The organism is Pseudomonas sp. WS 5146 (genome assembly GCF_012985495.1).
Classification (GTDB): Bacteria; Pseudomonadota; Gammaproteobacteria; order Pseudomonadales; family Pseudomonadaceae; genus Aquipseudomonas; species Aquipseudomonas edaphica.
In genome coordinates this window covers 820,864-846,909 of the sequence record NZ_JAAQWL010000002.1, presented here as the reverse complement: position 1 = coordinate 846,909, position 26,046 = coordinate 820,864, and the positions used below count along the sequence as shown (strand labels likewise).

Annotated in this window: 24 protein-coding genes; 12 read left to right on the top strand and 12 right to left on the bottom strand. The window is 60.3% G+C overall.

Translation table 11 applies throughout. From position 1 onward, the window contains the following. The first annotated feature begins 4 nt into the window (after positions 1 to 4). Positions 5 to 544: a TetR/AcrR family transcriptional regulator gene (locus HBO41_RS08555; protein ID WP_099547863.1), complete on the top strand. Its 540-nt coding sequence runs from the start codon at positions 5 to 7 to the stop codon at positions 542 to 544. Positions 545 to 719: 175 nt separating this feature from the next. Here HBO41_RS08555 and HBO41_RS08550 read toward each other — a convergent pair whose 3' ends face one another. The 4 genes from HBO41_RS08550 to HBO41_RS08535 all read right to left on the bottom strand — a co-directional run bounded on the left by HBO41_RS08550 (position 720) and on the right by HBO41_RS08535 (position 3,896). After that, on the bottom strand, positions 720 to 1,499 hold the full coding sequence (locus HBO41_RS08550) for an ABC transporter permease (protein WP_017136394.1): 780 nt from the start codon (positions 1,497 to 1,499) through the stop codon (positions 720 to 722). Continuing rightward, positions 1,496 to 2,428 carry an ABC transporter ATP-binding protein gene (locus HBO41_RS08545; RefSeq protein ID WP_017136395.1) on the bottom strand — a complete coding sequence of 311 codons (933 nt, stop codon included), beginning with the start codon at positions 2,426 to 2,428 and terminating at the stop codon, positions 1,496 to 1,498. Before HBO41_RS08545 ends, HBO41_RS08550 begins: the two co-directional genes overlap by 4 nt. 134 nt (positions 2,429 to 2,562) lie before the next feature. After that, complete coding sequence (locus HBO41_RS08540; protein ID WP_169985792.1) at positions 2,563 to 3,180, bottom strand: glutathione S-transferase family protein; 618 nt, start codon at positions 3,178 to 3,180, stop codon at positions 2,563 to 2,565. A gap of 56 nt (positions 3,181 to 3,236) precedes the next feature. Beyond that, positions 3,237 to 3,896, bottom strand: a complete 660-nt coding sequence (locus tag HBO41_RS08535) for a transglutaminase family protein (protein ID WP_169985790.1) — start codon at positions 3,894 to 3,896, stop codon at positions 3,237 to 3,239. Between the two features lie 178 nt (positions 3,897 to 4,074). On the opposite strand from HBO41_RS08535, the gene HBO41_RS08530 reads away from it, so the two are divergent. Together HBO41_RS08530 and HBO41_RS08525 are read left to right on the top strand one after the other, a co-directional pair. Further along, positions 4,075 to 6,522, top strand: coding sequence for an acyl-CoA dehydrogenase (locus tag HBO41_RS08530; RefSeq protein ID WP_017136398.1), 2,448 nt, complete (start codon positions 4,075 to 4,077; stop codon positions 6,520 to 6,522). Positions 6,523 to 6,613: 91 nt separating this feature from the next. After that, complete coding sequence (locus HBO41_RS08525) at positions 6,614 to 7,021, top strand: PA2817 family protein (protein ID WP_010567536.1); 408 nt, start codon at positions 6,614 to 6,616, stop codon at positions 7,019 to 7,021. 158 nt (positions 7,022 to 7,179) lie between these two features. Here the strand turns inward: HBO41_RS08525 and HBO41_RS08520 are convergent, their stop codons facing one another. After that, the gene (locus HBO41_RS08520; protein ID WP_099547859.1) at positions 7,180 to 8,112 is read right to left on the bottom strand and encodes a LysR family transcriptional regulator; all 933 of its coding nucleotides are present in this window, start codon (positions 8,110 to 8,112) and stop codon (positions 7,180 to 7,182) included. 89 nt (positions 8,113 to 8,201) lie between these two features. On the opposite strand from HBO41_RS08520, the gene HBO41_RS08515 reads away from it, so the two are divergent. Further along, the gene (locus HBO41_RS08515) at positions 8,202 to 8,828 is read left to right on the top strand and encodes an alanyl-tRNA synthetase (RefSeq protein WP_026013638.1); all 627 of its coding nucleotides are present in this window, start codon (positions 8,202 to 8,204) and stop codon (positions 8,826 to 8,828) included. Here HBO41_RS08515 and HBO41_RS08510 read toward each other — a convergent pair. After that, positions 8,825 to 10,399, bottom strand: a complete 1,575-nt coding sequence (locus HBO41_RS08510; RefSeq protein ID WP_169985787.1) for an alkaline phosphatase D family protein — start codon at positions 10,397 to 10,399, stop codon at positions 8,825 to 8,827. The genes HBO41_RS08515 and HBO41_RS08510 overlap by 4 nt on opposite strands. Then, the gene (locus HBO41_RS08505; RefSeq protein ID WP_169985784.1) at positions 10,396 to 10,950 is read right to left on the bottom strand and encodes a GNAT family N-acetyltransferase; all 555 of its coding nucleotides are present in this window, start codon (positions 10,948 to 10,950) and stop codon (positions 10,396 to 10,398) included. Before HBO41_RS08505 ends, HBO41_RS08510 begins: the two co-directional genes overlap by 4 nt. Positions 10,951 to 11,140: 190 nt before the next feature. Here HBO41_RS08505 and HBO41_RS08500 point away from each other — a divergent pair, with 190 nt between their 5' ends. The 6 genes from HBO41_RS08500 to HBO41_RS08475 all read left to right on the top strand — a co-directional run bounded on the left by HBO41_RS08500 (position 11,141) and on the right by HBO41_RS08475 (position 18,509). Beyond that, positions 11,141 to 11,548: a biopolymer transporter ExbD gene (locus tag HBO41_RS08500; protein WP_017136403.1), complete on the top strand. Its 408-nt coding sequence runs from the start codon at positions 11,141 to 11,143 to the stop codon at positions 11,546 to 11,548. Positions 11,549 to 11,550: 2 nt separating this feature from the next. After that, positions 11,551 to 12,276: an energy transducer TonB gene (locus HBO41_RS08495; protein WP_169985782.1), complete on the top strand. Its 726-nt coding sequence runs from the start codon at positions 11,551 to 11,553 to the stop codon at positions 12,274 to 12,276. A 23-nt stretch (positions 12,277 to 12,299) separates the two neighbouring features. After that, a complete protein-coding gene (locus tag HBO41_RS08490; protein ID WP_169985779.1) occupies positions 12,300 to 14,585 on the top strand; it encodes a TonB-dependent receptor in 2,286 nt (761 codons plus the stop codon). Positions 14,586 to 14,610: 25 nt separating this feature from the next. After that, entirely contained in the window at positions 14,611 to 15,258 is a 648-nt protein-coding gene (locus tag HBO41_RS08485) for a MotA/TolQ/ExbB proton channel family protein (RefSeq protein ID WP_017136406.1), read from the top strand. A 56-nt stretch (positions 15,259 to 15,314) separates the two neighbouring features. Then, on the top strand, positions 15,315 to 16,532 hold the full coding sequence (locus HBO41_RS08480; protein WP_138453824.1) for a phospholipase D-like domain-containing protein: 1,218 nt from the start codon (positions 15,315 to 15,317) through the stop codon (positions 16,530 to 16,532). Positions 16,533 to 16,769: 237 nt separating this feature from the next. Next, a complete protein-coding gene (locus tag HBO41_RS08475) occupies positions 16,770 to 18,509 on the top strand; it encodes a dipeptidase (RefSeq protein ID WP_169985776.1) in 1,740 nt (579 codons plus the stop codon). A 72-nt stretch (positions 18,510 to 18,581) separates the two neighbouring features. Here HBO41_RS08475 and HBO41_RS08470 read toward each other — a convergent pair whose 3' ends face one another. The 3 genes from HBO41_RS08470 to HBO41_RS08460 form a co-directional block, all read right to left on the bottom strand. After that, positions 18,582 to 19,130, bottom strand: a complete 549-nt coding sequence (locus HBO41_RS08470; RefSeq protein WP_169985774.1) for a hypothetical protein — start codon at positions 19,128 to 19,130, stop codon at positions 18,582 to 18,584. A 20-nt stretch (positions 19,131 to 19,150) separates the two neighbouring features. Further along, a complete protein-coding gene (locus tag HBO41_RS08465) occupies positions 19,151 to 19,405 on the bottom strand; it encodes a hypothetical protein (protein WP_017136409.1) in 255 nt (84 codons plus the stop codon). A gap of 140 nt (positions 19,406 to 19,545) precedes the next feature. Further along, complete coding sequence (locus HBO41_RS08460) at positions 19,546 to 21,207, bottom strand: NAD(P)H dependent flavin oxidoreductase family protein (protein WP_169985772.1); 1,662 nt, start codon at positions 21,205 to 21,207, stop codon at positions 19,546 to 19,548. 77 nt (positions 21,208 to 21,284) lie between these two features. Between HBO41_RS08460 and HBO41_RS08455 the strand changes: the two genes are divergently transcribed. Continuing rightward, on the top strand, positions 21,285 to 22,766 hold the full coding sequence (locus tag HBO41_RS08455) for a PLP-dependent aminotransferase family protein (RefSeq protein WP_169985770.1): 1,482 nt from the start codon (positions 21,285 to 21,287) through the stop codon (positions 22,764 to 22,766). Positions 22,767 to 23,606: 840 nt separating this feature from the next. Here the strand turns inward: HBO41_RS08455 and HBO41_RS08450 are convergent. Next, positions 23,607 to 23,858: a hypothetical protein gene (locus HBO41_RS08450; protein ID WP_017136288.1), complete on the bottom strand. Its 252-nt coding sequence runs from the start codon at positions 23,856 to 23,858 to the stop codon at positions 23,607 to 23,609. Positions 23,859 to 23,913: 55 nt separating this feature from the next. Beyond that, complete coding sequence (locus HBO41_RS08445; protein ID WP_169985767.1) at positions 23,914 to 25,017, bottom strand: polyamine ABC transporter substrate-binding protein; 1,104 nt, start codon at positions 25,015 to 25,017, stop codon at positions 23,914 to 23,916. Positions 25,018 to 25,155: 138 nt separating this feature from the next. On the opposite strand from HBO41_RS08445, the gene HBO41_RS08440 reads away from it, so the two are divergent. Next, positions 25,156 to 25,947: a response regulator transcription factor gene (locus HBO41_RS08440; protein ID WP_099547847.1), complete on the top strand. Its 792-nt coding sequence runs from the start codon at positions 25,156 to 25,158 to the stop codon at positions 25,945 to 25,947. Positions 25,948 to 26,046: the final 99 nt, after the last annotated feature.

Here is a 26,046-nt window from a genome sequence, read left to right as displayed (position 1 = left end):
ACGCATGGCGATAAAAGAAGGCCTTCGCCCGGGAGGCCGCAGTGCCCGGGTCCAAGAATCGGTGCATTCAGCAGTGCGTGAGCTGTTGGAAGCCCATGAGCGCTCCAGCGTTACCGTACCGATGATTGCGACGCGCGCAGGCGTCACGCCCTCGACCATTTACCGGCGCTGGGGCGACTTATCCGTGCTGTTGGCTGATGTGGCCCTGGCCCGCATGCGCCCCGACTGTGAGCCGGCGAATACCGGCAGCCTGCGCGGTGATCTGCGGGCCTGGGCCGAGCAATACCTGGATGAAATGAGCTCCGAGCCAGGGCGCAACATGATGCGTGACCTGCAGAGCATGATCACACCGGGTTATTGCGTGAGCATTCTGAGTGGGCAGCTTCAGACGATTATCGATCGCTACCCACAGAGTACGCCGCCGAGCGTGGACCATTTAATCAACCTGCTGGCGGCGCCGACGGTGTTTCGCATTTTGTTCTCGACCGAACCACTGACGGTGCAAGAGCTGCACGGACTGATCGAGCTGGCACTTAAAGGTTAAACCTCTGCACAAAACCAAAGGTGGGAGCTGGCTTGCCTGCGATGGCGGTCTGTCAGTTAAACAATGGCTGCCTGACCCATCGCTATCGCAGGCAAGCCAGCTCCCACATTGACCCTGCCTGCAGTCAATAAAAAACGGCCTCACTTGGAGGCCGTTTTTTATTGCAGCTAACGGCTTAGGTACGCATCCCGCGCCCACTCACCAGCAACCGCGCACAGCCGACATACAGCACCACGGTCGCCACCAGCATAAAGGTGATCGCCACGCTGATCTTGATATCCGACACGCCCAGGATGCCGTAGCGGAAGGCGTTGACCATATGCAACACCGGGTTGGCCAGCGACACGGTCTGCCAGAACGGCGGCAGCAAGGTAATGGAGTAGAACACCCCGCCCAGGTAGGTCAGCGGCGTCAGCACGAACGTCGGGATGATCGAAATATCATCGAAGTTGCGGGCAAACACGGCGTTGATGAACCCCAGCAGCGAGAAGATCGTCGCCGTCAGTACCACCACCAGCAGGGTGACCCCAAGGTGATGCACCTGCAGGTGGGTGAAGAACAGCGACAGCAAGGTCACGATCACCCCGACCATCAAGCCGCGCAGCACGCCACCCAGGGTGTAGCCGATCAGGATGGTGTGCGGCGACACCGGCGAGACCATCAGTTCTTCGATGGAGCGCTGGAACTTGCTGCCGAAAAAGCTCGACACCACGTTGCCGTAGGAGTTGGTGATCACCGACATCATGATCAGGCCCGGCACGATGTACTCCATGTAGGTGAAGCCACCCATGTCGCCGATCTGGCGGCCGATGAGGTTACCGAAGATCACGAAGTACAAGACCATGGTGATCGCCGGCGGCAGCAGGGTCTGCGGCCAGATCCGGGTAAAGCGCTTCACTTCGCGGTAAACGATGGTCTGCAGTGCGACGAGGTTGGGTTGCAGTTCGGAACTCATACCGCCACCTTCGCCAGATTTTTCTCCACCAGGGACACGAACAACTCCTCAAGGCGATTGGTTTTGTTACGCAGGCTCAGCACTTCGATGCTCTGGGCCGCCAACTGGGTGAACAACGCGGTGATGCCCATGGCTTTGTCCACCTGCACTTCCAGGGTGTGGTCATCGACCAGGCGGCTTGGGTAGCCGAGCAGTTGCGGCGCCACCGACAGGTTGTTTTTCAGGTCCAGCAGGAAGGTTTCCACATGCAACTGGCCCAGCAGGTTGCGCATGCTGGTGTTCTCGACAATGGTGCCGTGGTCGATGATGCCGATGTTGCGGCACAGCTGCTCAGCCTCTTCCAGGTAATGGGTGGTGAGGATGATGGTGATGCCCTTCTCGTTCAGCTCGGTGAGGAAGGTCCACATCGAACGGCGCAGCTCGATATCCACACCGGCGGTCGGCTCATCGAGGATCAACAGGCGCGGTTCATGCACCAGCGCGCGAGCGATCATCAGGCGGCGCTTCATACCGCCGGACAGCGAACGCGAAGGCACGTCGCGCTTGTCCCACAGGCCCAACTGAGTCAGGTACTGCTCGGCGCGTTCCTTGGCGATTTTCGCCGGGATGCCGTAATAGCCGGCCTGGGTCACGACGATGTCGAAGGTCTTTTCAAACTGGTTGAAGTTGAATTCCTGGGGCACTACGCCGATGGAGCGCTTGAGCGCCGCCGGGGATTTGTCCAGGTCATGGCCAAAGATATTCACCGAGCCACTGGTTTTGTTGACCAGGGTCGAGAGGATGCCGATGGTGGTGGATTTGCCGGCACCGTTGGGGCCGAGCAAGGCGAAGAAGTCACCTTCGGCAACGTCCAGATCGATACCACTCAGGGCCTGGAAACCGTTGCCGTAGGTTTTGGTTAGCTGCCGGATGGACAGAGCGGAACTCATATCGGATTACGCACCAGAGAAGGGAATAGAAAGAGTAGATGAGCGCGCAGCGCATGTAGTTCAACGGCGGCGCATGACAAGCATGGTGCTTGCCCGCGCCGCACAAGTACAGTCACCTGTATTAATAGTCAGTATTAAGTCAACGCGGTCATCACGGCCTTGCGGTAGGCCGGGCGATCTTTGAGGCGCTGGTACCAGGCCTCTAGATGGGGCATTGCCGGGCGCTCGATGGGCATCTCGAACCAGGCGTAGGCAAAGCAGCCCAAGGGGATATCGCCCATGCCGAAATGCTCGCCGCTGAGGTAGGGTTGCTCGGCGAGGGCCTGGTCAACGGTGTTAAGCGCATCGATACAGGCTTGACGCCCGGCATTGATGCTGTCCCAGTTCTGTTTTTCCGCCGGGGTACGCAGGATGCCCCAGAACACCGCCTTGAACGGATCGGCGAGCGTGGACGTGGTCCAGTCCATCCACTTCTCGGCGCTGGCCCGGGCTTGCAGGTCGTTCGGGTAAAAATCCGACGCGCTCTTGGCGCACAGATAACGCACGATGGTGTTGGATTCCCACAACACAAAGTCGCCGTCTTCGATCATCGGCACCCGGCCATTGGGGTTCAAGGCCCGGTATTGCGGCGTGTCGACCACACCAAAAGCTCCGCCCGCATTAATTGCCTCATAGTCCAGGCCGAGTTCCTCGGCGCACCACAGTGCCTTCCTGACGTTTGATGAATTTTTACGACCCCAGATTTTCAGCATGACCGCGCCTTATCGTTGATGAACATGGCTTGATGAACGCAGCAGCATACGCCGGTTCACCCGCGGCTTAAATCGCTGTGCATGTCCTTCAGCGAGATCGGCATGTCGTCGGCAAACAGGTGCGGATAACACTGCTGAATATGCGCAAAGAAAAGCGCTTCGGGCACGTCGCTGAACTGCCCGTGGTCCAGCACATATTCCATCGAGCGCCGGCCCTGGCGGTTGAAGGCGTGGAACACGCTGTCGTTGACCCCATCGAACGCCAGCGGTGGTACGTCGAGCAACTCGCACAGTTGACTGTTGAACGCCGGCGTGGCCTTGACCCAACGGCCGTGCAGGTACAACTCGGTATAGCCGTGCATGGCGAACACATCACTTTTGAGCAGCGCGAGCAGGCGCGGTGTCGATAAATGATTGCGCACGTCCGCCAGGCCAATGCGCGCCGGGATCCCGCAATGACGGGCACAGGCGGCCAATAAGGTGGCCTTGGGTACACAGTAGCTCTCGCCGGTGGCCAGGGCAAAGCTGGCACTGAGGGTATTTGGATCACGGCTGAAGGTGTACGGGTTGTAGCGAATCGCCTCACGCACGGCGTAGTAGAGACTGACCGCCTGGTCACTTAAATCCGGGCGGGTTCCGCGATGTTTTTCGGCGAACTCCACCACCGCAGGGTGGTCACTATCGATGAAGCGGCTGGGATTCAAGTACGTATCCATGAGCTTTATCTCCAAGGGAAGCCTTGAGTCTAACGACAGGCCTGCCGTGGAGATAACGACGATTCGGCCAAATGTCGGCGTGCGCCAGCACAACTCGTTACACCCTCGCCACCGCGCTTTTTCGGATGCCGACTAAGCTCCATGGTGGTTTCGCCCTTGGTTTCACGGAGGATTGAATATGCTGTTGTTGTGGATACTGGTTCTGGTGGTCGGCATTGCCTACCTGGCACACCGCCGCACCGCGCCCCTGCCCGCGCTGGGCGTGGTTGCCGTCTACCTGCTGGCGATGGGCGCCTGGAGCCATGCACCGGGTTGGCTGCTGGTCATCCTCTGGGTGCTGATCGCCGCCGTGGCCGTGCCCCTGTTGCTGCCCGACCTGCGCCGCCAATACTTCACCAAGCCGCTGTTCAGCTGGTTCCAGAAAGTCCTGCCGCCGATGTCCGAGACCGAGCGCGACGCCATCGACGCCGGCACCGTGTGGTGGGACGGCGAACTGTTCAGCGGTCGCCCCGATTGGGACAAATTGCTGGCCTACCCCAAGGCGCAACTGACTGAAGAAGAACAAGCGTTTATCGACGGCCCTACCGAAGAGCTCTGCGCGATGGTCAGCGACTGGGAAATCGGCCAGGCCATGGACCTGCCGCCCGCCGCCTGGGAGCACATCAAGACCCACGGTTTCTTCGCCCTGATCATTCCCAAGGAATATGGCGGCAAGGGTTTCTCCGCCTATGCCCACTCCCAGGTCGCGATGAAACTCGCCACCCGCAGCGGCGACCTCGCCTCCACCGTGATGGTGCCTAACTCCCTCGGCCCGGCCGAGCTGCTGCTGCATTACGGCACCGACGAACAACGCAACCACTACCTGCCACGCCTGGCCCGTGGCGACGATATCCCCTGCTTCGCCCTCACCGGCCCACTGGCCGGCTCCGACGCCGGCGCCATGCCCGACACGGGCGTGATCTGCAAAGGTGAATGGGAAGGCAAGGAAACCCTCGGTCTGCGCCTGAACTGGGAAAAACGCTATATCACCCTCGGCCCGGTCGCGACCCTCCTCGGCCTGGCCTTCAAGGCCCATGACCCGGACCACTTGTTGGGTGAGGAAGAAGACCTGGGCATCAGCCTGGCGCTGATCCCCACCGACACGCCCGGCGTGGAAATCGGCCGTCGCCACCTGCCGTTGGGCGCCGCCTTTATGAACGGCCCCAACTCCGGCAAGGACGTGTTCATCCCCCTGGAATTCCTTATCGGTGGCCAGGAAATGCTCGGCAAGGGCTGGATGATGCTGATGAACTGCCTGTCGGTCGGCCGTTCGATCTCCCTGCCTGCGGTCGGTACCGGCGCGGCCAAGTTCACCAGTTTGGTGACCGGCCAATACGCTCAAGTGCGCGAGCAATTCAACGTGCCGCTGTCGGCCTTTGAAGGTATCCAGGAAGCCCTGGCGCGCATTGGCGGCAACGCCTGGCTGATGGACAGCGCGCGCATGCTCACCGCCAACGCGGTCGACCTGGGCGAAAAGCCTTCGGTGTTGTCGGCGATTCTCAAGTACCACCTCACCGAGCGCGGTCGCGAGTGCATCAGCCACGCCATGGATGTGCACGGCGGCAAGGGCATCATCATGGGGCCTAACAACTACCTGGGCCGCAACTGGCAAGGCGCGCCGATCTTCATCACAGTGGAAGGCGCGAACATCCTCTCGCGCAACCTGATGATCTTTGGCCAGGGCGCGATCCGCTGCCACCCGTTCGTGCTTAAGGAAATGGCCCTGGCCGGTCGTGAAGACCATGACCAGGCGCTCAAGGAATTTGACGGCCTGCTGATGCAACATATCGGATTTGCCGTGAGTAACGCCGCCAGCACGTTGGTGCTGAACCTCGGCATCGGCCACTTCGAGAAGGCACCGGGTAACCGCTTGAGCCAGGGCTACTTCCGCGCACTGAACCGTCAGGCCGCCGCATTCGCCCTGCTCGCCGACTTGAGCATGATGTTGCTGGGTGGTGAATTGAAACGCCGCGAACGCCTGTCGGCACGCCTGGGTGATGTGCTGAGCCATATGTACCTGGCCTCGGCCGCGCTCAAGCGTTACCACGACCTGGATTCGCCGGATCACCTGGAGCCGCTGTTTGCCTGGGCCATGGAAGAAAGCCTCGGTGAGTCGGAGCGTGCCCTGGATGAGCTGCTGAGCAACTTCCCGAACAAGGTCCTCGGTTGCCTGCTGCGGGTGATCGTGTTCCCGTTCGGCCGTCGTCACACCGGGCCGTCCGATGCTTTGGACGCCGAAGTGGCTGCGGTGATTGGCCGTGCCAAAGGCGACCCGACCCTGGAAGAGTTGCTGGCGGGTTGCTATCGCCCGCAATCGGCAGAAGACCCGGTGGGTGCCCTGCAACATGCCTACGACCTGCTGGGTGCCAGCCACCCCTTGCAGAAAAAACTCCACACCGCGCTCAAAAGCGGCCAGGTCAAACCGGCCGCCGGCGAGCATGCCATCGACGCGGCGCTGCACGCGGGCGTATTGCAACCGGCCGAAGCGCAAACCCTGCGCGACGCCGAAGCCGCGCGCCGCAAGGTGATCGATGTGGATGATTTCAGCAAGGAAGAGCTGACCCAGGCTGAGGGTAAAGTGCGCTGACCGCTCACACCCTATAAAGCTAAGGTCATATAAATACGGGCGCGAGAGGCATATACTCTCGCGCCCGTTTTTGCTTTAGAGGACTTATCTCGTGTCCAACGTCGTTGCCGATCATCTCGTCTTGCTCGACCACTTGCGCAGCATCCTGGTTGCCGTCGGCGAAGCCGAACAGGTGCCCGAGGAAAGCCACACCCTGTTCCTGGAGCGCTTCGACGAATTGCGCGCCCTGCTGCCGATCGACCCGATCGAGAGCCAGTACCTGGGCCAGGACCTGATGAGCCAGGTCATCCTGCGTTACCCGCAAATCGCCCACCTTGTGCCACGCGACCTGCTGTGGTTCTTCGGCGGTGATTGCCTGCACTTCATGCCCGATGAAGAACTGGACCTGTACCAGGCCCTGGAAGAACGTCGTTTTGAAGCCGAACAGAACGATGAACCGTTCGACTGGAACCAGGAAAAACAGCTGCTGGCCATGCCGCAGGATCAGAGCAAGCACTGATTTTTTCAGAACGCCGAGATCTAAATGTGTGGGCTGGCTTGTGTGGGAGCTGGCTTGCCTGCGATTGTATCGCCTCGGTTTAACTGATAGACCGAGTCGCCTGCATCGCAGGCAAGCCAGCTCCCACACAAGCCAGCTCCCACAGTTGGACCGCACTCCTACCTTCGGCGCAGTGTCGGCTCCTTCGCCATGCACTCCACCAGATAATCAATAAACACCCGCAACTTCGGTGGCAGATACCGCGTGGGCGAATGCAGCAACCACGCCTCACCATGGTAGGACGCAATAAAATCCCACTCGGGCAATACCTGCACCAGGCTCCCCGCCGCCAAGGCGTGGCGCGCCGTGAAGTACGGCAAGCTACCAATCCCCACATGCTGCAACACCGCATCCAGGCGCACGCCGGTGTGGTTCGCGGCGTAGCGCCCGCGCACGCCCACGGTCACCGCCTTGGCACCCTGACGAAACTTCCAGCGTGAATCCCCCGGCGTTTCGCCCAGGTAAATGCAGCTGTGTTCCAGCAAATCATGGGGATGTTCAGGCGTACCCTGCGCGGCCAGGTACTGCGGCGTGGCACACAACAGGTGCTCGATGGGTAACAGTTGGCGGCCGACCAAGCCCGGCGGCGGGCTGTCGGTGATGCGGATGCTGAGGTCCACATTGTCGTCGATCAGGTCCACATGCCGGTCTTCCAGGATCAATTGCACATCCACCTTGGGATAGCGCCGCAAGAACTCCGACATATGCGGGTGCACCACAAACCGGCCCACCGCCTTGGGCACGCTGACCCGCACCAGGCCTTCGGCTTCATGGGTGAACTGGCCACTGATCTCCATCACCGAGCGCGCTGCGTTGACCATCTCCTGGCAACGCTTGAACACTTCTTCGCCGCCTTCGCTCAAGCGCAATTTACGCGTGGTGCGTTGCAGCAAGCGTGTCGCCAGCGCCTGTTCGAGACGCGAGATACTGCGGCTCACCGCCGAGGGCGAAACGCTCAGCTGTCGCGCCGCTTCGGAGAAACTGCCGGTCTCCACGACTTTGACGAAAATCGCCATTTCACCCAGCAGTGGCAAAGGAAGATTGATGCTCATGACGCACAGGTCCATTGATAATTGAACGGATTATCACCCATCCACGCACTATTTATACTGCCCGTAGAACCCTGATGCGGATGTAAATGATGACCGAGCGCCTGTTTTTCACCCACGACCACCTGACCGCCGAGCTTGAAGTGCTGAGCTGCACACCCCACGAAGGCCTGTTCGCGGTCACCCTGCAGTCGACGATTTTTCATCCCCAAGGCGGCGGGCAACCCTTTGATACCGGTTGGCTGGGCGACAGCCAGGTGCTGCGCGTGACTCAGGAGGCTGACCGTGTGGTGCATTACGTGGACCAGCCTGTGCAGCCCGGCCCGATCAGCGCACGGGTCGACGCACAACGCCGTGCCCTGTACACGCGCCTGCATTCGGCCGGGCACCTGATCGGCAATGCGGGAGAAAGCTTCGGTTGGATGCCGATCAAAGCCCACCATTGGCCGGGCGAGTGCAAAATCACCTTTATCCGTGGCGAAATGGCCCAGGCCATCGACGCCGAGGCGATCCAGCAACAGGTCAACCAATGGATCGCCGCCGACTACCCGCGCCATATGACCCTGGAAGACGGCGCCCGCGAAGTGGGTTTCGGCGAACTGCCCGCCTACGCCTGCGGCGGCACCCATGTGCAAGCCCTGAACGAGCTCGGCCAAGTGACCATCCTGGCCTTGTCGGAGAAAAAAGGCGCGCTGTCGGTGCGTTACAGCCTGGACTAAACCGCAATCGCCCCCGCCCGCCCCGGCTCCACCACAAACGACTTGAGGGTCGACACCGTGGCGTTGGGATCGCGCGGGTCAGTTATCACCCGAAAGTTCGTCAGCATCTTCTGAGCCGTAAGCTCTACCGACACATACCCACGCTGGCGGCTGTCGAAAAACTTCACATGCGGATTAAGCGGCAGGATCTTGCTGAACGCTTCAAAGGGCGGGCCATCGGAGGTCACCGAGCTGCCGACAAACTCAGTGGCGATCACTGGCGAGTCCGGGTTGTTGGCGTCGGCGTGCAGGTCAGTGGTCCAGAACGAATGGATATCACCGCCCCAGAACACCGGGTTGCTGACCTTGTGACGCCCGATGGACGCCAGCATGCGTGAACGATTGGCCACGTAGCCGTCCCAACCATCGGTCCAATGGCCCACCTTGTGGTTGCTCAGGTCGCGCTGGAGCAAGGGCGCCACCAGCAAGTCCTGGGCGATCACATTCCACTGTGCCTGCGACTGGGCAAAGCCCTGGTCCAGCCAGGCTTCCTGTTGCCAACCCAGCATGGTGCGGCCGAGATCACGCAGGTCGCTGCAAGTGTTGGCGGCGATATGCCCCTGATGGCTGCCGTTGGCCTGGATGCAGGGTTGCTCGGAGCGATACTGGCGCCCATCCAACACATGGAAGCGCGCCAGCCGACCGTAATCCAGGCGCCGGTAAATGCGCATGTCCGGCCCCTTCGGCACACTGCTGGCGCGCAGCGGCATGTGCTCGTAAAACGCCTGGTACGCCGCCGCCCGCTGCTGGAGAAATTGCGCCACGGGAATCTTCGGGTCCTGGGACCAGCGGTTGGCGTAGTCATTCTGCACTTCATGGTCATCCCAGGTTGCCACGCTGGGGGCAGCCGCGTGCAGGGCTTGCAGGTCCGGATCGGTTTTGTACAGCGCGTAGCGGTTGCGGTAGTCGCTCAAGCTCACCGCGTTGCCGCTGCCGTGGGCCCGAAAGACTTTCCCCGAGTCGACGGCGTAAGAGCTGTCGTAAATGTAGTCCCCGAGAAAAAACACCAGGTCAGGTTGCTCTGCGGCTAAATGGCGATAGGCGCTGAAGTAACCGCGCTCCCAATGCGAGCAGGAAACAAACCCCAGCCGAGCCGAGGCCATCGCCTGCAAAGGTGGCGTGGTACGTGCCTGGCCCACCGGGCTCTGCGCGCCGAGGCCTTCGAACTGGTACCAATACGGCCGGCCCGCCGCCAGCCCGGCCACTTCAACATGCACCGAATGGGCGAACCGCTCAGTCGCCAAGACTTCGCCCTGCTTCACGATGCGCGTCATCGCCGCATCACTGGCCACCCGCCAACGCACCGGCACCGCGCGCTTCAACCCACCGCTGCCATCGGCTGCATTGAACAACGGCGCCAGGCGCGTCCAGATCACAAAACCATCCGGCAGCGGGTCGCCCGAAGCCACGCCGAGGGTGAACGGGTAATCCACCCCGGCACTGCGCGCAAATGGGCTGAGGATTGAAAACGCGGTAGCGACCGCCAGCCCGCTAAGGACTCGCCGCCTGCCTTGGTCCACTGCGTCATTCACAACGCGCGCTCCCAGTCCTCACGCACGGTGGCAAAGCCCAGCAGGTCTTCGTACACGCCATTTTTGAGAAACGCCTGACGCAGGCAACCCTCGTAGCGCAGGCCGATTTTCTGCATGACTCGCGCCGATTCCTTGTTGCGGCCAAAGCATTGGCTGCCGACACGCTGCAGCCCAAGCTCGGTGAAGCCAAAACTCATCATCGCGCTCGCCGCCTCAGCGGCATACCCCAGGTTACGCGCATGCGCCGCGACCCAGCCGCCCAAATGCCCGGCGTGATGACGAGCGTTAAGGCGCAGGCTGACCATGCCAACCAACTCACCGGTTTCACGCACATGCATGCCCAGGTTCAACAACTCGCCCGCCCGATATTTGTCTGCGGCCCCGGCAATAAAACTCTGTGCAGTTTCCAAGGTATAGGGCGACGGAATGTTGGCCGTGTTGTCAGCGATTTTCGGCCCGTTGGCGAGCATGAAGAGCACCTCGGCCTGGTCTATTTCCAGCGCCCGCAATAGTAGTCGCGGGGTCGACAATTGAGGCAGTGCAGTGGGCATACGCGGCAGCTCTTCAAGTAAATTCCCCCAGAATGTACTGCCTTCGTGTCAATTGCATTACGTCATGAAACCGCAAGGTAAAATCTCTGAAAGACGCGTCCTAGAGCCTTTAAAACGTCAATTAAAGTTAACCATTCGGTCATTTTTGGTTGTTAGCGTGTCGCCCCTAATTCAACGACGGGGTAACAGAATGAGAACCTGGGATGAACCCAAGAAACGCAAGGCACATATCGAGTTGATCCCCATGATCGACGTGATGATGTTCCTCCTGGTGTTTTTCGTACTGGTGAGTTTGAACGTGATCCCCGCACTCGGCATGAAGACCCAACTGCCCAGCGCCAGCAGCTCGCAGCAACTCAAGCCGCAGAATAAATTCATCCTGACCCTGGGCCTCGAAGGCCAGTTGCAACTCGACGGCAAGGCCCTCACGGTCGATGCGTTGGTGCCGGCACTGAAGGCTGCAGAAAAGCCTGATACCAAGTCGACCATCATCGTCAACAGCGACAAAGGCGTAGAGGTTTCGCGCCTGGTGGAAGTCATGGACACCCTGCGCCTGGGTGGCTTTACCTCCGTGTCCATTGCCACGCGTAAGTCTTGATCATGTATGTACTGTTTCGTGCGCGTCAGCTGCTGGGCAGTGTCCCGGCCCTGATCGCCCTGGTGCTGATTGCACTGGGTATCCAGTCCCAACCGTTGAAAATCCAGCCGCAGTACGACGAGTCGGCGGTCGAGCTGGCCCTGGTCGAACCCGATCCCGAAGTGGTTCCTGAGCCTGTGGTCGAGCAAGAGCCGCCACCGCCGGTGATCGAGGACGAAGAAGCCGAACCGGCCCCGCCGCCACCACCGCCCAAACCCTTGCCAAAACCTGAACCCAAGCCCAAGCCGGTGCCCAAACCCAAGCCCGTGGTGGCCGCCAAACCGACTCCCACGCCAGCGCCAGTCGCACCCGTCGCGGCCAAGCCAGTACAGGCCGCTGTCGCGCCAACACCTGCGCCACCGGCACCGCCCAAAGTAGATGGCCAGGCACTGGAAGGCGGTTACCTCAAGGGGCTGCGCAACGAGCTGGACACGTACAAGCAATACCCCACCGGGCGCCAGGCGTCCCTCGAGCGCCCCAGTGGCGAGGTGGTGGTCTGGTTGATGGTGGATCGACAAGGCCGCGTCCTTGATGCCGGGATCCAGACCCCGGCGCCGAGCATGCTGCTCAATCGGGCCGCTACCAATAGCCTGCGCCGCATCAAGCAGGTCAAGCCGTTCCCCGAACAAGCCTTCGGTGGACGTAACGAGCAACGCTTCACCGCCACCTTCAACTACAGCGTGCAATAAGCACCGACACCAGGACGACAGTGATGAGGTTCACACGTATTCATCTGGCACTTGTTGCCGCGACGAGCATGACCCACGCAGTGGTCATGGCAGCTACCAGCGACAGTGACGTCGGCACGATCGGAGTTCAGGGAGGCAAGGCGACCGCGGGGGGCGGTTACATGGTCCAGGAAGAGAGCGCCAAGGGCCGCTCGACCATCACCAAGGAAGCGTTGGACAAACAAACCGCCACCGGCAACGCCATCGACAAGCTCAAGTACACGCCGGGCCTGAACATCTCCAGTGAGGACAACACCGGTCTGTCGGGCTTTCGCTTCACCATGCGCGGCATGAACTCCGACCAGGTCGGTATGTCGGTGGATGGCATGCCGATCAATGACTCCGGCAACTACGCGCTGTACTCCAACCTGCTCGGCGATCCGGAAAACATCGACCAGATCTTCGTCACCCAGGGCTCGTCGGAAGCCGACGGCCCGCACATCGGCTCCAGTGGCGGCAACATCGGCATCGTGACGATTCGCCCGACCAAGGAAACCGGTGCGTTCGTTAAACAAGTGGTGGGCAGCAACGCCACCCGCAAGACCTTTGCGCGCCTCAACACCGGCGAAGTCAACGGCCTCTCCAACTGGCTGTCGGCGTCCCACACCGAAGGCCAGATGTGGCGCGGCTCGGGCGCGGTGCGTGCGGACAAGGTGGAGTGGAACAGCTTTTTCGACGCCGGCAACGGCAACACCGCCAACCTGATCCTCAAGTACCACGAGCAGGACAACAACAGTTACAGCCAATTGACCAAGGCGCAGTTCCAGCAGTTCGGCCGCCAGTATGACCCGTACCCGGCCAAGCCGGCGCTGGGCTCCAACGGCAAGATCAGCAGCTATTACGACCTGGCACAGAACCCGTTCCAGACCTTCACCGCCGTGCTCAACACCCAGTACAAGCTGAGCGACAACCTGTCGCTCTCGGTGATCCCGTATTACTACTACGGCAACGGCAGCGGCGTGGGCTCCTCCGCCTATGCGCTCAACAGCGGCTCCAACAAAGGCGGCGTATTCGACCTCGGCAACCTGCCGACGCAGGCCCAATACAACGCCGACGGCTCCGCGACGACGGGCGTCTACTACCGCCCTTCGCGCACCCAGACCTGGCGCCCGGGCATCACCACCAAGCTGAACTGGGACCTGGGCGACCACAGCCTGCAATTCGGCTACTGGTACGAGCGCGCCCGCCAAAGCCAGACCCAACCGTTCATTGCCCTCAAGAACAGCGGCAAGCCCAGCGACACTTGGCCGGACGCCAGCTCCGTGGTCGACGCCAATGGCAACACCGTACAAGGCCGCGACCGCTACACCGTAACGCCGGCGCAAAAAGTCTGGGCTCAGGACACCTGGTACATCAACTCGGACTGGACCCTGATCGCGGGCCTTGCCTACATGAATGTCGAGCGTGAGGGCACCAACCACGGCAGCCTCACCGAACAACCGGGCAAGGCCAACCAGACCTACAACAAGCTGCTGCCCAACGCCGGTCTGAAATACCAGCTCGACGAACGTGACCAGTTGTTCTACAGCCTTTCGCGCAACATGCGTATCCCGCAGAACTACGTGCTGTACGACAAAGGCGTGGGCTCCCTGGACTCCAAGCCGGAACTGAGCTGGAACCAGGAACTGGGCTGGCGCTACACCGGCGAAGACATGACCCTCGCCGCCACCCTGTTCTACATGCAGTTCAAGAACCGCCAGCTCACGTCCCTGGACAGCAACGGCGATTCGGCCGACATCAACGCCGGTACCGTGATCAACAAAGGCCTGGAACTGGAGTGGAGCGGCAAGCTGCCGCACAACTTCAACTACTACACCTCCTACACCTACACCAGCTCCAAGCAGCAGGACGACCTGACCGTCTTCAGCGCCGGCAAACCGATCGTATTGCCCACCAGCGGCAAGCAGTTCGCCAACGTGCCGGCCAACATGCTGGCGGCCAACATCGGCTATGACGACGGGCGTTTCTACGGCACCTTCGGCGGCAAATTCACCAGCAAGCTCTACGGTGACCTGACCAACGACGAAGCCATTTCGGCGCGCACCGTTTTCAACCTCGGCGCCGGTATCTACCTGCCCGTGGACAAGAAAGTGGTCAAGGACGCCACCCTGCGCCTGAACGTCGACAACCTGTTTGACAAGAAGTACCTGGACGGCGTGTACACCACCAAGACCAACGCGGCGAGCTACAGCGGTTTCCGCGATGGTGACCCGGCTTACATCGTCGGCCTGGACCGTACCGTCACGGTTTCCCTGGAAGCGAATTTCTGATTAATCACCTGAGAGGAACACACTCATGGACATGGACCTGCTGCACCAAATCACCTTCTATGTGATGTACGCCGCGATGGCGATCGCGATCTTCATCACCATCGAACGGGGCATCTACTTCGCTTACGTGCGCCGCCAGGCCCGCGCCCTGACCGACGTGCTGGGCGCCAACGTGCACAGCGAGCGCGACTTGCCAGAAAGCCTCACCCGCCGCGACAGCCTGCCGCTGAACATGGTGCTGCCGATCCTCGCGCAAAAGGCCTCCAACGGCTCGCGCAAGGACCTGGACGACGAAATCGAAACCCAGTACCTCAAGACCCGTGCGCCGCTGTCGCGCAGCCTGTGGATCATCGAGACCATCACCACCGCCGCGCCATTGCTGGGCCTGCTGGGCACCATCCTCGGCATCATCGACACCTTCAAGGCGCTGGCCAGTGCCGGCGTGTCCGACCCAGGCCAGATCTCCGGTGGCATCGGTACGGCTTTGTTCGCCACCGGCCTGGGTATCGCCATCGCGCTGTTCTGCGTGGTGTTCCACAACTTCTTCCAGGACAGCCTGGAGCGCATCAACGACCAGCTGAAAATCCTGCTGATCCGTGCGGCCACCGGCGCCCGTGTACAGGGTGAAGTACCGCATCTGGTGCCAACGCCGTTGCACACCCGCACGGCATGACCTTCAGGGCGGGCGCATGATGCGCCCGCCTTTCTTTTTGCCCCGATGAGACGCCTATGTCCCTCTCGATAAAGTTGCGTATCGCAGGCCTGACCGGCCTTCTGTTGAGTCCGCTTGCCCAGGCGGACTTTTCAATTCCAGGGTTTGAACTGGTACACACCGTGCCGGTGGACACTGCGCTGGGGACTGCCGACTTGCGCCAGCCAGGGCCGGTGTGGATCGAGCTGTTTGACGGCGCAAAAAGCAGCATTGATATCGGCCAGTTCTACGCGGCCGACCATCCCGGTTCGGTGATGGACAAGGTGATCGAGCATCTGGAAGCTGCCGGCAAACGGGGTGTGAAGATTCGCTTTCTGCTGGAGGAAAAAGGTATTCGGCTGTCGGAGGCGTCTACGCTGGAACGCCTGCGCGCAATTCCTAACCTGACCTTTCGCGTGCTGGCCTATGGGCAGTTGAGCGGCGGGATCATCCACGCCAAGTACATGGTGGTGGACGGCAAGCAGGCGTTTGTCGGCAGTCAGAATTTCGATTGGCGCTCGCTGGAGCATATCCATGAAACCGGGCTGCGCATCAGCGATGCCAGCGTGGTCAGCCAGGTGCAGGCGATCTTCAACCAGGACTGGCAAGCCCAGGCCGCCTTGGCAGATAAGCAACCGGTGCCACTGCCCGCTGCGGCCCAGGAGCCTGCGCGCACCGGCAACTACCTGGTGGCCAGCCCGCAACGCTACAACCCGCCCGGCGTGGGCGACTCACAACTGGAACTGCCGCGCCTGCTAAGCGAGGCCAAGAAAGAAGTGCGCGTGCAATTGCTCGACTACGCACCGCTGTCCTACGGGCCGGATAGAACCCGCCCCTACTACGCAGTGATCGACAACGCCGTGCGCGCCGCCGCTGCGCGTGGGGTGTCGGTCAAGCTGATGGTGTCCAACTGGAACACCGACAAGCTGGAACTGCCCTACCTCAAAAGCCTGGCCGTGCTGCCCAACGTCGAGGTCAAGATCGTCACCCTGCCCGAAGCCAAACAAGGGTTTATTCCGTATGCGCGGGTGATCCACAGCAAGACCATGGAGATCGACGGGCAAGTGGCCTGGGTTGGCACCAGCAACTGGTTGGGCGGGTATCTGGATAACTCGCGCAACCTGGAAGTGGTGATGCACGACGCGGCGATGGCCAAGCGCATCGGGCAGTTGCACGAGCAGTTGTGGGAGGGGCCGTATGCCAAGGCGTTGGACGTGATGGCATCGTATCCGGAGCCGCATCCGGGTAAGCCTTGAGCACTCATTTCAAACTTCACCCTATTCCCCTGTGGGAACCGGCTTGTGTGGGAGCTGGCTTGCCTGCGATGGCGGACTGTCAGTCGACAACTTCATTGCTGATCCACCGCTATCGCAGGCAAGCCAGCTCCCACAAGGCTCCCTATCCCGGCCTTGGTGATGGTAGTGTGTGGAAATGTTTCTGACAGATCGATCAGAAACCTCTTACTCACCGCCTGCAAAGGAATGCCTCTAACCATGCACTTTCCACTCAAGAAACTGGTGGCTGCCACCCTGTTCGTCGCCAGCTTTGCGGCCGTCGCCACGCCTGCGTCCGCCAATATCAGCGTCGAACAAAGCACAGCCATCATCAAGCACTTTGGTGAAACCCCAACCACCGATTTCCGTGGTTTCCTCGGCACCCTGGCCAAGGGCGACCTGGGAAAAACCGACGACGTCGGCCCGGCCATCGAAGCCTTCCTCGCCAACAAACCCCTGAGCGCCGACCAGCAGAACGAAATCAATCGCCTGCTGGGGATTTATACCCGCGTGAAGTACGGCAAGGCCGCCCTGGAAACCCTGCGCGAGCTGGTCGAGATCCCAACCTTCAACATCGACGGCCTGCCGCAGCACAAGAACCCGGAATTCCTCAAGATCGCCGACAAGATCCAGGGCCTGGCCAAAGCCTTCAACCTGAACTTCCGTAACGTCGACAACCGCGTGTATGAAATCTCCCTGGAAGGCAGCGGCGATGAAGTGGTCGGCATTCACGCCCACGCCGACGTGGTGCCAGTGACCCCGGAAAACTGGGTGCTCAAGGACGGCACCAGGCTCGACCCGTTCAAAGTCACCCTGATCGGCGACCGCATGTACGGCCGTGGCACCGAGGATGACAAGAACGGCATCGTGGTGACGATGTATGCGATGAAGGTCATCAAGGAAGAAAAGCTGCCACTGGCGCGCAACTTCAAGCTGCTGGTGGACACCACCGAGGAAACGTCCGGAGACGCCATTCCTTACTACTTCGAGCATAACCCGACGCCGCAATACAACCTGGCGCTGGATGGCGGCTACCCGGTGGTGATTGCCGAAAAAGGCTACGGCACCGTCATGGCAAGCTTCCCGGTGCGCAAAGGTGACGGCAAAGGCGCAGAAATCATCGCCATGACCGGCGGCGCGGCCACCAATCAGATTCCTTCGGTGTCGGTGGCCACTCTGCTCAGCGACAAGCCTGCGGAGCTGGCGGCCAACCTGCAAAAAGCCGGCGATGAATACGCCAAAAATAATGGCGCTGACTTCACCGTGGCGGCCAAGGTGGTGGGCAAAGAGGTCAAGCTGACGGTCACTGGTGTGTCCGCGCACTCGTCCGAGCCGGAAACCGGCGTGAACCCGGTCGCACGCATGCTGGAGCTGATCCACAGCGTCGACGGCAAGATCGCCCTTAAGCACAACCACATCACCGACGCCGCAAAATATGCCGCCGACAACTGGGGCCTGGATTACCTGGGCGGCAAGTTGGGCGTGGGCTTCTCCGATGCATTCATGGGGCCGCTGACCACTTCGCTGACCTTTGTTGGCCAAGACGCCAAAGCCTTCAAACTGGCGGTGAACTTGCGCATTCCCAAGGGCAAGTCGCCGGAAAAACTCAAGGCCGAGATCGAAGAGAAAATCAGCGCCTGGGACAAACACACCAAAGTGGCCATGGACGTCACTTACTCGGTGGCAGAACCGATGTATCGCAACCCTGAAGGTGAGTGGGTCAAAGCGCTGTTGGCCGTGGCCAGCGAAAACCTCGGCATGGAGCACAAGTTCGGCACCTCAGCCGGCGCGACCTCCGTGCATGAGCTGCCCAATGGCGTGCAATTCGGCCTGGCGAAGCCGGACGTGAAGTACACCGGGCACACCGACGGTGAGTTCAAGACCGTCGAGCAGTTCCTGTTGGACCTGCAGATCGTCACGGAAATGATCGGCCGTGTGGGGCAACTGCCGAAGCTCTGATAAGCGCAGGTAAAAACCACAACGCCGATCAACATTGATCGGCGTTGTGATTAAACAGGTCTGGCTTGCGGCCTAAAACATATCCATCGCATTGCACAGCTTGGCCTTCTCTACCGGCACGTTCTCCGGTTTTCCCGTCGGGTTCAGGCGCTGCAATGCAATCAGGCACTGGCCACCGTCCAGCAGGATCAGTTCGTAATCTTGCCCGGCCTTGGGGGTGAAGTGAAAGCTCTGCCTGCAGCTGTAGGAATTGCCGCCAGAAACATAGCCCTCACTCTGGAAGTTCATGGCAAAAGGCTTGTTCGCCGGCACCTTCAGTTCGCTACGCGCCGAGCCTTGCGCCTCCACCCGGCGGTTGCTCTCGGGCATGCCCAGGCTGCGGCCATTATTCTGACCCGCAAAGCCGGATTCGGACACGGCCATCACCCCGGCGCCAGGCACACGCCAGTCGATGCAATCACGGCCCGGCACGCCGCGCGCCATGCCATTGGTGATTACACGCAAAAGTGCGGTATCCCCGGATGTGGGTTCAACATAGGCCGTGTTGTAAGCACGGATATTGGAAATATTGCCGCAGCCACTCACGGCCACGGCCAGGCCTGCTATCAGAAACGCTCTCATGGAAATCCTTTTTTTGAGGCTTAACGGCAGTGATAAGGGCTTTCGCTGCGCAGTTCCTCGCCGGTCCGGGCATCGCGAATGATGACCGTCGCCCCCGGCGCATTGAGGCAGAACGCATTGCGTATGGGGTAAATGTTATGGCCCTCGGCGGTGAAGGTGCCGAGCCTGGTTAACGGGGCGCCGGAGGCGTCCTGAGCCGTCACGGTGTATTCACCCGACATGGTCAGGCAGCCGCTCAGTGACAGCAGCAAGGTGGCGCAGATTGCATATTTCACAGGTGATGTCCCTATCGCACAGAAATAATTGCCGTGATTGGCAATGGCTGTATGAGCCGACTGCGCCCATATAGTTCAGGGAAACTCGGGAAACCTCCTACATAACACCTAGAGTGCCTCAGCCCTTCAAGCTTCAAGCTTCAAGCTTCAAGCATCAGGATATCCTCAAAGAACCCACCAACCGGCTCGGTGGGGTGGCAGAGCTGGATCTCCAGCACCCACACCATTTCACTCGGTGTGATCTCAAGCTCGGCCAATTCCGTGGTGCCGAACAGTGCGTGGGGAAAATCCGCAATACGGTGGCCGGCCAGGTTTCGCGACAGCCGCCAGCCCTTGGAAACGGCCCGTTCTTCGGCAAAGTCATAGAGTTCACAGCCGGTCATGCCACGCTTCCAGGCCTCGCGGGTTTCATCGAACACTTCATGCACGGCCTTGAAACAATCGCGGTGCAGCGCTGACTCGCCGAAGACGAAGGTGTCGCCATAGTCGCCCTCGTAGCCGTCCCACACCGGGCCGAGGTCGACCACCACGATATCGCTGGCACGCAGCGGGCGCAGTGGGTCAATGCCTTCTCTCGGTGGGCGAACCGTGTCGTCGCCAAAACGGATGTACGTCGGGTGCCAGGTGTGGGAGGCGCCCATGGCCTGCAACTGCTCGGCGGCCATGTCGAGGGCTTCCCCGGTGGTCATGCCGACCTTGAGCTGGCTGGCAATCGCTGCCAGGGCGCGGATGGTTTTTTCACGAGCGGCGAGCATGCCGTCCAGCGAATACCTCGGGCCGACCTTTTCCCAGGTGTCATCCAGGGTCTTGAGCAGCGCGTCGGCGCTCGACTGGCCGCTGGGCACAAAGGCTTCGGCGATAAACCGATGGCTCGGTAAACCTGCTTCCAGGCACTTGGCACGCGTCTGGCTGATCATGCCGCCATTACCGCAGGCATACACCTGAGCGGCTTCCCAACGGTGCCCGTGGCCTAGCGCGACTTCCTGCACCTTGCCCTGCGAGGCCAATACTGGGTGCCAGTGGAAACGCGGGTGGTCGATGACCGCCTGGTCCAGGAATGCGCGGTCGTAAAAATCTGCTGCTTGCGCGCCGCCCCAGTAAAACGTCACCTCCACATCACGCTTCAAGGCGGTCAGCAAGATCGGCTTGATACCCGCATAGCCGGTGCCGGTGGCAAACAGGACGACCGGCGCAGCGTCATCGTCCTGCCAGGTGCAGGCACCAAAAGGCCCTTCCAGCGGCAACAGGTCGCCGGCCTCAAGGCTGCCCAGCAGGGTCTCGGAAAACAACCCGCCGCTCACCTGGCGAATCTGAAACACCAGCCGCCCATCGCCGTCGGCCGGCAAGTTGGCGATCGAGAAGCACCGCGAATCGCCATCGACCAGGCGGACCTTGAGGTACTGGCCTGCCCGCACGGCCAATGGCATATCCGGCATCACCACCAACTCGATGATGTCGGGGCTCAGTGCGCGCTTGCTCAGCACTGTCGACTCGACGACCAGCGCGGGCGTGTCCAGCGACCAGCCGGGAATTTCCAGGCGCATGTCGGCGCAGGCATGGCTTTGGCACAGCAGCATTTCATTGGCCGCCAGCGGGTAGCTCGGCGCGGGTGCGCCGGGGGCCAGTTGCTTGGCGCGGTATTCACCTTGGGTGACCACCACCTTGCACGACCCACAGGCACCGCGTCGGCACGAGAACGGCACTGACAAACCGCTGGCGAGCATCGCGTCCAGCAACAGCTCATCACCGGCTTCAAAGGTTTTACCCGAGGGAGAGAGTTCGATTACATGGCGTGTGTTCATAAAGACCTCGGAGTAAGTGAGGCCTGATTGTTGCGCTAGACTAGGCCCATTAAAACCTCCAGTTTTGGATACTTCAGATGGTCCAGATGCGTAAGTGGCGCCCCTTGCTCAAACTTGATGACGGTTCAAGCCAAGCCTCCTATCGCAAGATTGCCGAAGGCCTCGTCGCGGCCATCCTCGAAGGGCGGCTGCCGCCCGGCACGCTGCTGCCGGGCACTCGGGAGATGGCGCACCTGCTCGACGTCAACCGCAAAACCGTGATCCTGGCCTACGAAGAGGCCATGACCAAAGGCTGGCTGATCAGCGAGCCGCGCCGTGGCACCTTCGTCAATGCGCAACTGGCGCCCAAGCCCGTGCCCAGTCGCTCGCAACCGTCTTTCGCCCCGGCGCTGGTGCCACAGGCGGTCGTGCCCTACTTCGCCCAGAACGCCCAGGTGATTGCCCTGGAGCACCGGCATGACGCGTTGTTTTTCGATAACGGCGCGTGCGATCACCGCTTGCTGCCGCAAGCCGTGCTGCATCGTTACTACCGCAACGCCTTGCGCAGCAGCTTTACCACCAACACAGTGCGCTACGGCAGCGAAGGCACCGGCTATTACCTGCGCTGCGCGCTGGCCGACATGCTGCGCAACAATCGCGGGCTGATGATCAGCGCCGAGAATATCTGCCTGACGCCAGGCACCCAGGTGTCGCTGTACCTCACGGCCAGCCTGCTGATCCAGCCCGGTGACGTGGTGTTGGTGGAGCGCCTGAGTTACCCGCCGGCGTGGGAGATTTTCCGCAAACTCGGTGCGCGTTTGATCACGGTCGACATGGACGATGAGGGCTGCCGCACCGACCATATCGAGCAGCTCTGCCAAACGCATAAAGTGCGCATGATCTATCTCACCCCGCACCATCAATTCCCCACCACCGTAAGCCTGCATGCGGCACGTCGGCAACAGCTGCTGGCCTTGGCGGCGCTGCATGATTTTTGCGTGATCGAAGAAGACTACGACCACGAGTATCACTTTAACGGGCGGCCCTATTTGCCGCTGGCCAGTGACAGCTCGCAACGCCATGTGATCTACATCGGCTCGCTTTCAAAGGCATTGGGATCGACGTTCCGGTGCAGCTATGTGGTGGCGCCTGCCCATGTGACTGAAGTGCTGCAAAAAAGCGCCGCACTGGTGGTGGGCGACACCGATGCCGTCGCGCAGAAAATGTTGGCGGACCTGATCAATGAGGGTGAATTGAAGAAGCACTTGCGCCGTGTTTCGAAAGAATACGCCGCGCGGCGCGAAGTGTTGCAGAGCTGTCTGCACGAGGCGTTCGGCGAGCGTATGCAGGTGCGTACGCCCGAGGGCGGGCTGGCGCTGTGGGTGCGTTTCCAGGATGAGACGAATGTTGACCGGTTAGTGGAGGATGCCCTGGGCCAGGGAGTTGTGGTGCGCAGTGCGCGTCAGTTTTCGCCTGAGGGCTTGGCGGAGAACGCGTTGCGCCTGGGGTTTGCTTCGCTCAATCGGGATGAGATACGCCAGGGTACGTTGCGCTTGGCGCGGGCCATGAAGACGTGTTGAACACAGGCCGAACGCTCTGTGTGGGGGGATGGTTGTTGAGTACATATCCGTTGCTGCGGTAACGGCGGCTTATGGTTCCGCTCTTACAGCGGGTCACTTTTGCAAGGACCGGAATGCCGGCCCAGTCAAAAGTAACCAAAAGGTCCTCGCCCCAACACTCGGTGCCTCGCTATGGCTCGGCATGCCCGCAATCCGCCAGTGATTTGGGGGGCGATTTCAGATCAAGATCAAAAGCGCAGATCAAAAGACCGCTGACTTCGTCATCGAAAAGGATGTAAGGGCCAGAGCAACAGCAACAGCAGAGCCATACTCGGTCTAATGTGGGAGCTGGCTTGCCTGCGATGGCATCAACTCTGTGTACCTGACACACCGAGGTGTCTGCATCGCAGGCAAGCCAGCTCCCACAGAAAAGCAGATCCCAGGTGTATGCAAATCCGCTTTTCGCTTTTCGCTTTTGATTCAACCACTCAGGTCGGCTTTCAGGCCGCCGTGCTCTGCTTTTGATCTTGATCTTGCTTTTGATCTGAGGCGCCCCGTTAACCACGATGGCCGAACGCAGGCTTGAATCCGTGGGTAACCCGGCAGGACGCCGGGTTAGCCGCGCTGGGCCAAGGATGGCCCATCGCGGCGGCCCACGGATTCAAGCCGGAGTGAGGGCATGCCGAGCCTAGGCGAGGCACCGAGTGGTGGGGCGAAGACCTTTTGGTTACTTTTGGGGCGTTTGCCAAAAGTGACCCGCTGTAAGAGCGGAACCAATAGAAGCCGTTACCGCAGCAACGGATATACACTCAAAACCACCGCCCCTAAGACCGCCTCAAAAGACCTGAAAAAGCACCACCCTCAAAGAGGAAGCATCAATCGAGACCGCTCTTGCACCCGCGCCAACTCAGGAAACTCCAGCAGCAGCGCCCGATTACCCCTGCCGATATGCTCCATGACCGCCCGCGTAACGTGTTCACGCACCATCCCGGTCGAGACGTAATACATGGCCCAGGCCTGCTCCGGCGTACAGTGACCGATCTGCTCCTCAATCTCCTTGTACGCCTGATAATCGTCCGATTTCACATCGCACGGGTCATCACGTCGGGCCATGATTTATCTCCCTCTCTGGGATCTATGCGAAAGCACTCGGGCCTCACTCAGCCAGTCACGTACCGCTCTTCACCTTGGTCCACACACGTGTACGGATACGCTCCAGCTTCAAGGGCAACGGCTCAAGCGGCACCAGCGTGGCGATGGTGGCTTTGGACGGATAAATCCACGGGTTATCGCGCAACTTCTGCTCAACCAGCGCGGTGGCGTCCTTGTTGGCATTCGGGTACAGCGTGTGATTGGAGCTCTTGGCAATCACCTCGGGCTCAAGCATGTAATTGATAAACGCCAAGCCGGCCTTGGCGTTGGGCGCATCCTTGAGCAACACAAAGTTTTCCGACCAGACCAGCCCACCCTCGCGCGGCAAGCTGTAGGCAATCTTGCGGCCAGTGTGGTTTTTCTCATTGATGCCCTGGGCCGTCAGCGCCCCGCTCGCCCAACCCACGACCACGCAGATATTGCCATCGGCAAAGTCGGCGTCGGTTCTGGAGGAGTCGAAGTAGAGAACATAAGGGCGGATTTTCAGCAGCAGCGCCTGGGCCTTCTGGTAATCCTCAGGGTTCTGGCTGTTGCTCGGCAGGCCGAGGTAATGCAAGGCGATGGAGATGATTTCACTCGGCGAGTCGAGCATCGCCACGCCGCAGGACTTGAGCTTGCTGATGTTTTCTTCTTTGAAGATCAAGTCCCAGCTGTCCACCGGGGCGTTATCACCCAGTGCCGCCTTGACCTTATCCACGTCATAACCAATGCCGGTGGTGCCCCACAGGTACGGAATCGCGTATTGGTTACCCGGATCATTAGTGGCGAGCAAGGCCAGCATTTCCGGGTCGATATGCGCATAGTTGCTCAGTTGGCTGCGATCCAGCGGGGCCAGCACACCCGCCTGGATCAGGCTTGGCAACACGTTGGAGGTGGCGACGACGACGTCATACCCCGTGCGCCCGGCCATGGCCTTGCTTTGCATGACCTCGGCACTGTCGAAGGTATCGATGTGCATCTTGGTGCCGGTTTTTTGCTCGAATTCCTTCGGTGTCTCGGGAGCGATCAACCCGAACCAGTTGTACAGGTTAACCCGGGGTTCTGCCGCCGCTGCGGGCGTGCTGGCCCCGACACAGACAAGCGAGGCTAAAAAAATGGCTCGCAAATGTGATTTATTCATATAACTATCCTTGTCAAAAACGACAGGCCTTCATGGCCATCAACGCTGGTGGGTGAATATACCCGGCGTCGTCGAATAGTAAATACCTACAAATACTTAGCTCATTCGCCTGAATCCCTAACCCTAAAGGGGTAGTCCATGTCACTCGACCTTCACAACCTCGCCTGGCACCGGTCAGCCGGCAAACTCATCATGGAGCTGAACCGCCCAGCTTTCTGGAGCTCGCTGGTTCGCGTCCTGAATGAGTACGTGCAGATCGACAATTGGGTGGTCCTGGTGTTCAGCAACCAGCAAGTCAACGTCGTCAGCGTGACCGAGGTAGCCGATGCCGACGAAGTCGACGCCCTGACGCAACTGTATGTAAAAGGCCTTTACCTGCTGGACCCGTTTTACATTGCCAACCGTGAAAACCCGCAGAGCGGTTTTTTCCATCTGTCAGACATTGCACCCGAGCACTTCCTGACCACCGAGTACTACCATCAGTATTTCGCCCGGTACGTGTCCGTCGATGAGGTGCAGTACAACGTCCAGCTCGACGCGGATCGAACCCTGTGTATTTCATTTGGCAGTAACACGCGCTACACCCCGGAACAGATCACCACACTGGATATCATCAAGCCGTGGGTCATGGCATTGATGCATCAACGCATGTGTTTTGAAGTCGATGAAGAAAAAAACCTCAGTGAGCCGCCGCCCTGGTCCGAAGCCATTGTGCAGTTGGGCACACAGATCACCACGCGCGAGAAGGACGTGCTCAAGTTGCTGCTCAGTGGTTTTTCCAATAAAGAAATCGCCGGCAAACTGGCGCTGTCGACAGAAACCATCAAGGTGCACCGGCGCAATATCTACACCAAGCTCAACATCAAATCGCAGTCCGAACTCTTTTCGCGTTTTTTCATGCCTAAACAGGACGTTTACACGCTGAGTTAGGCGCGCGATCACTCGCCATCCTCAAGAAGCCCCCGGGCGGTAACCTAGCCGTTCGGTCAGTTACCGCGCATGCCCCCTTTGCTTACCCTTTCCCCTGGT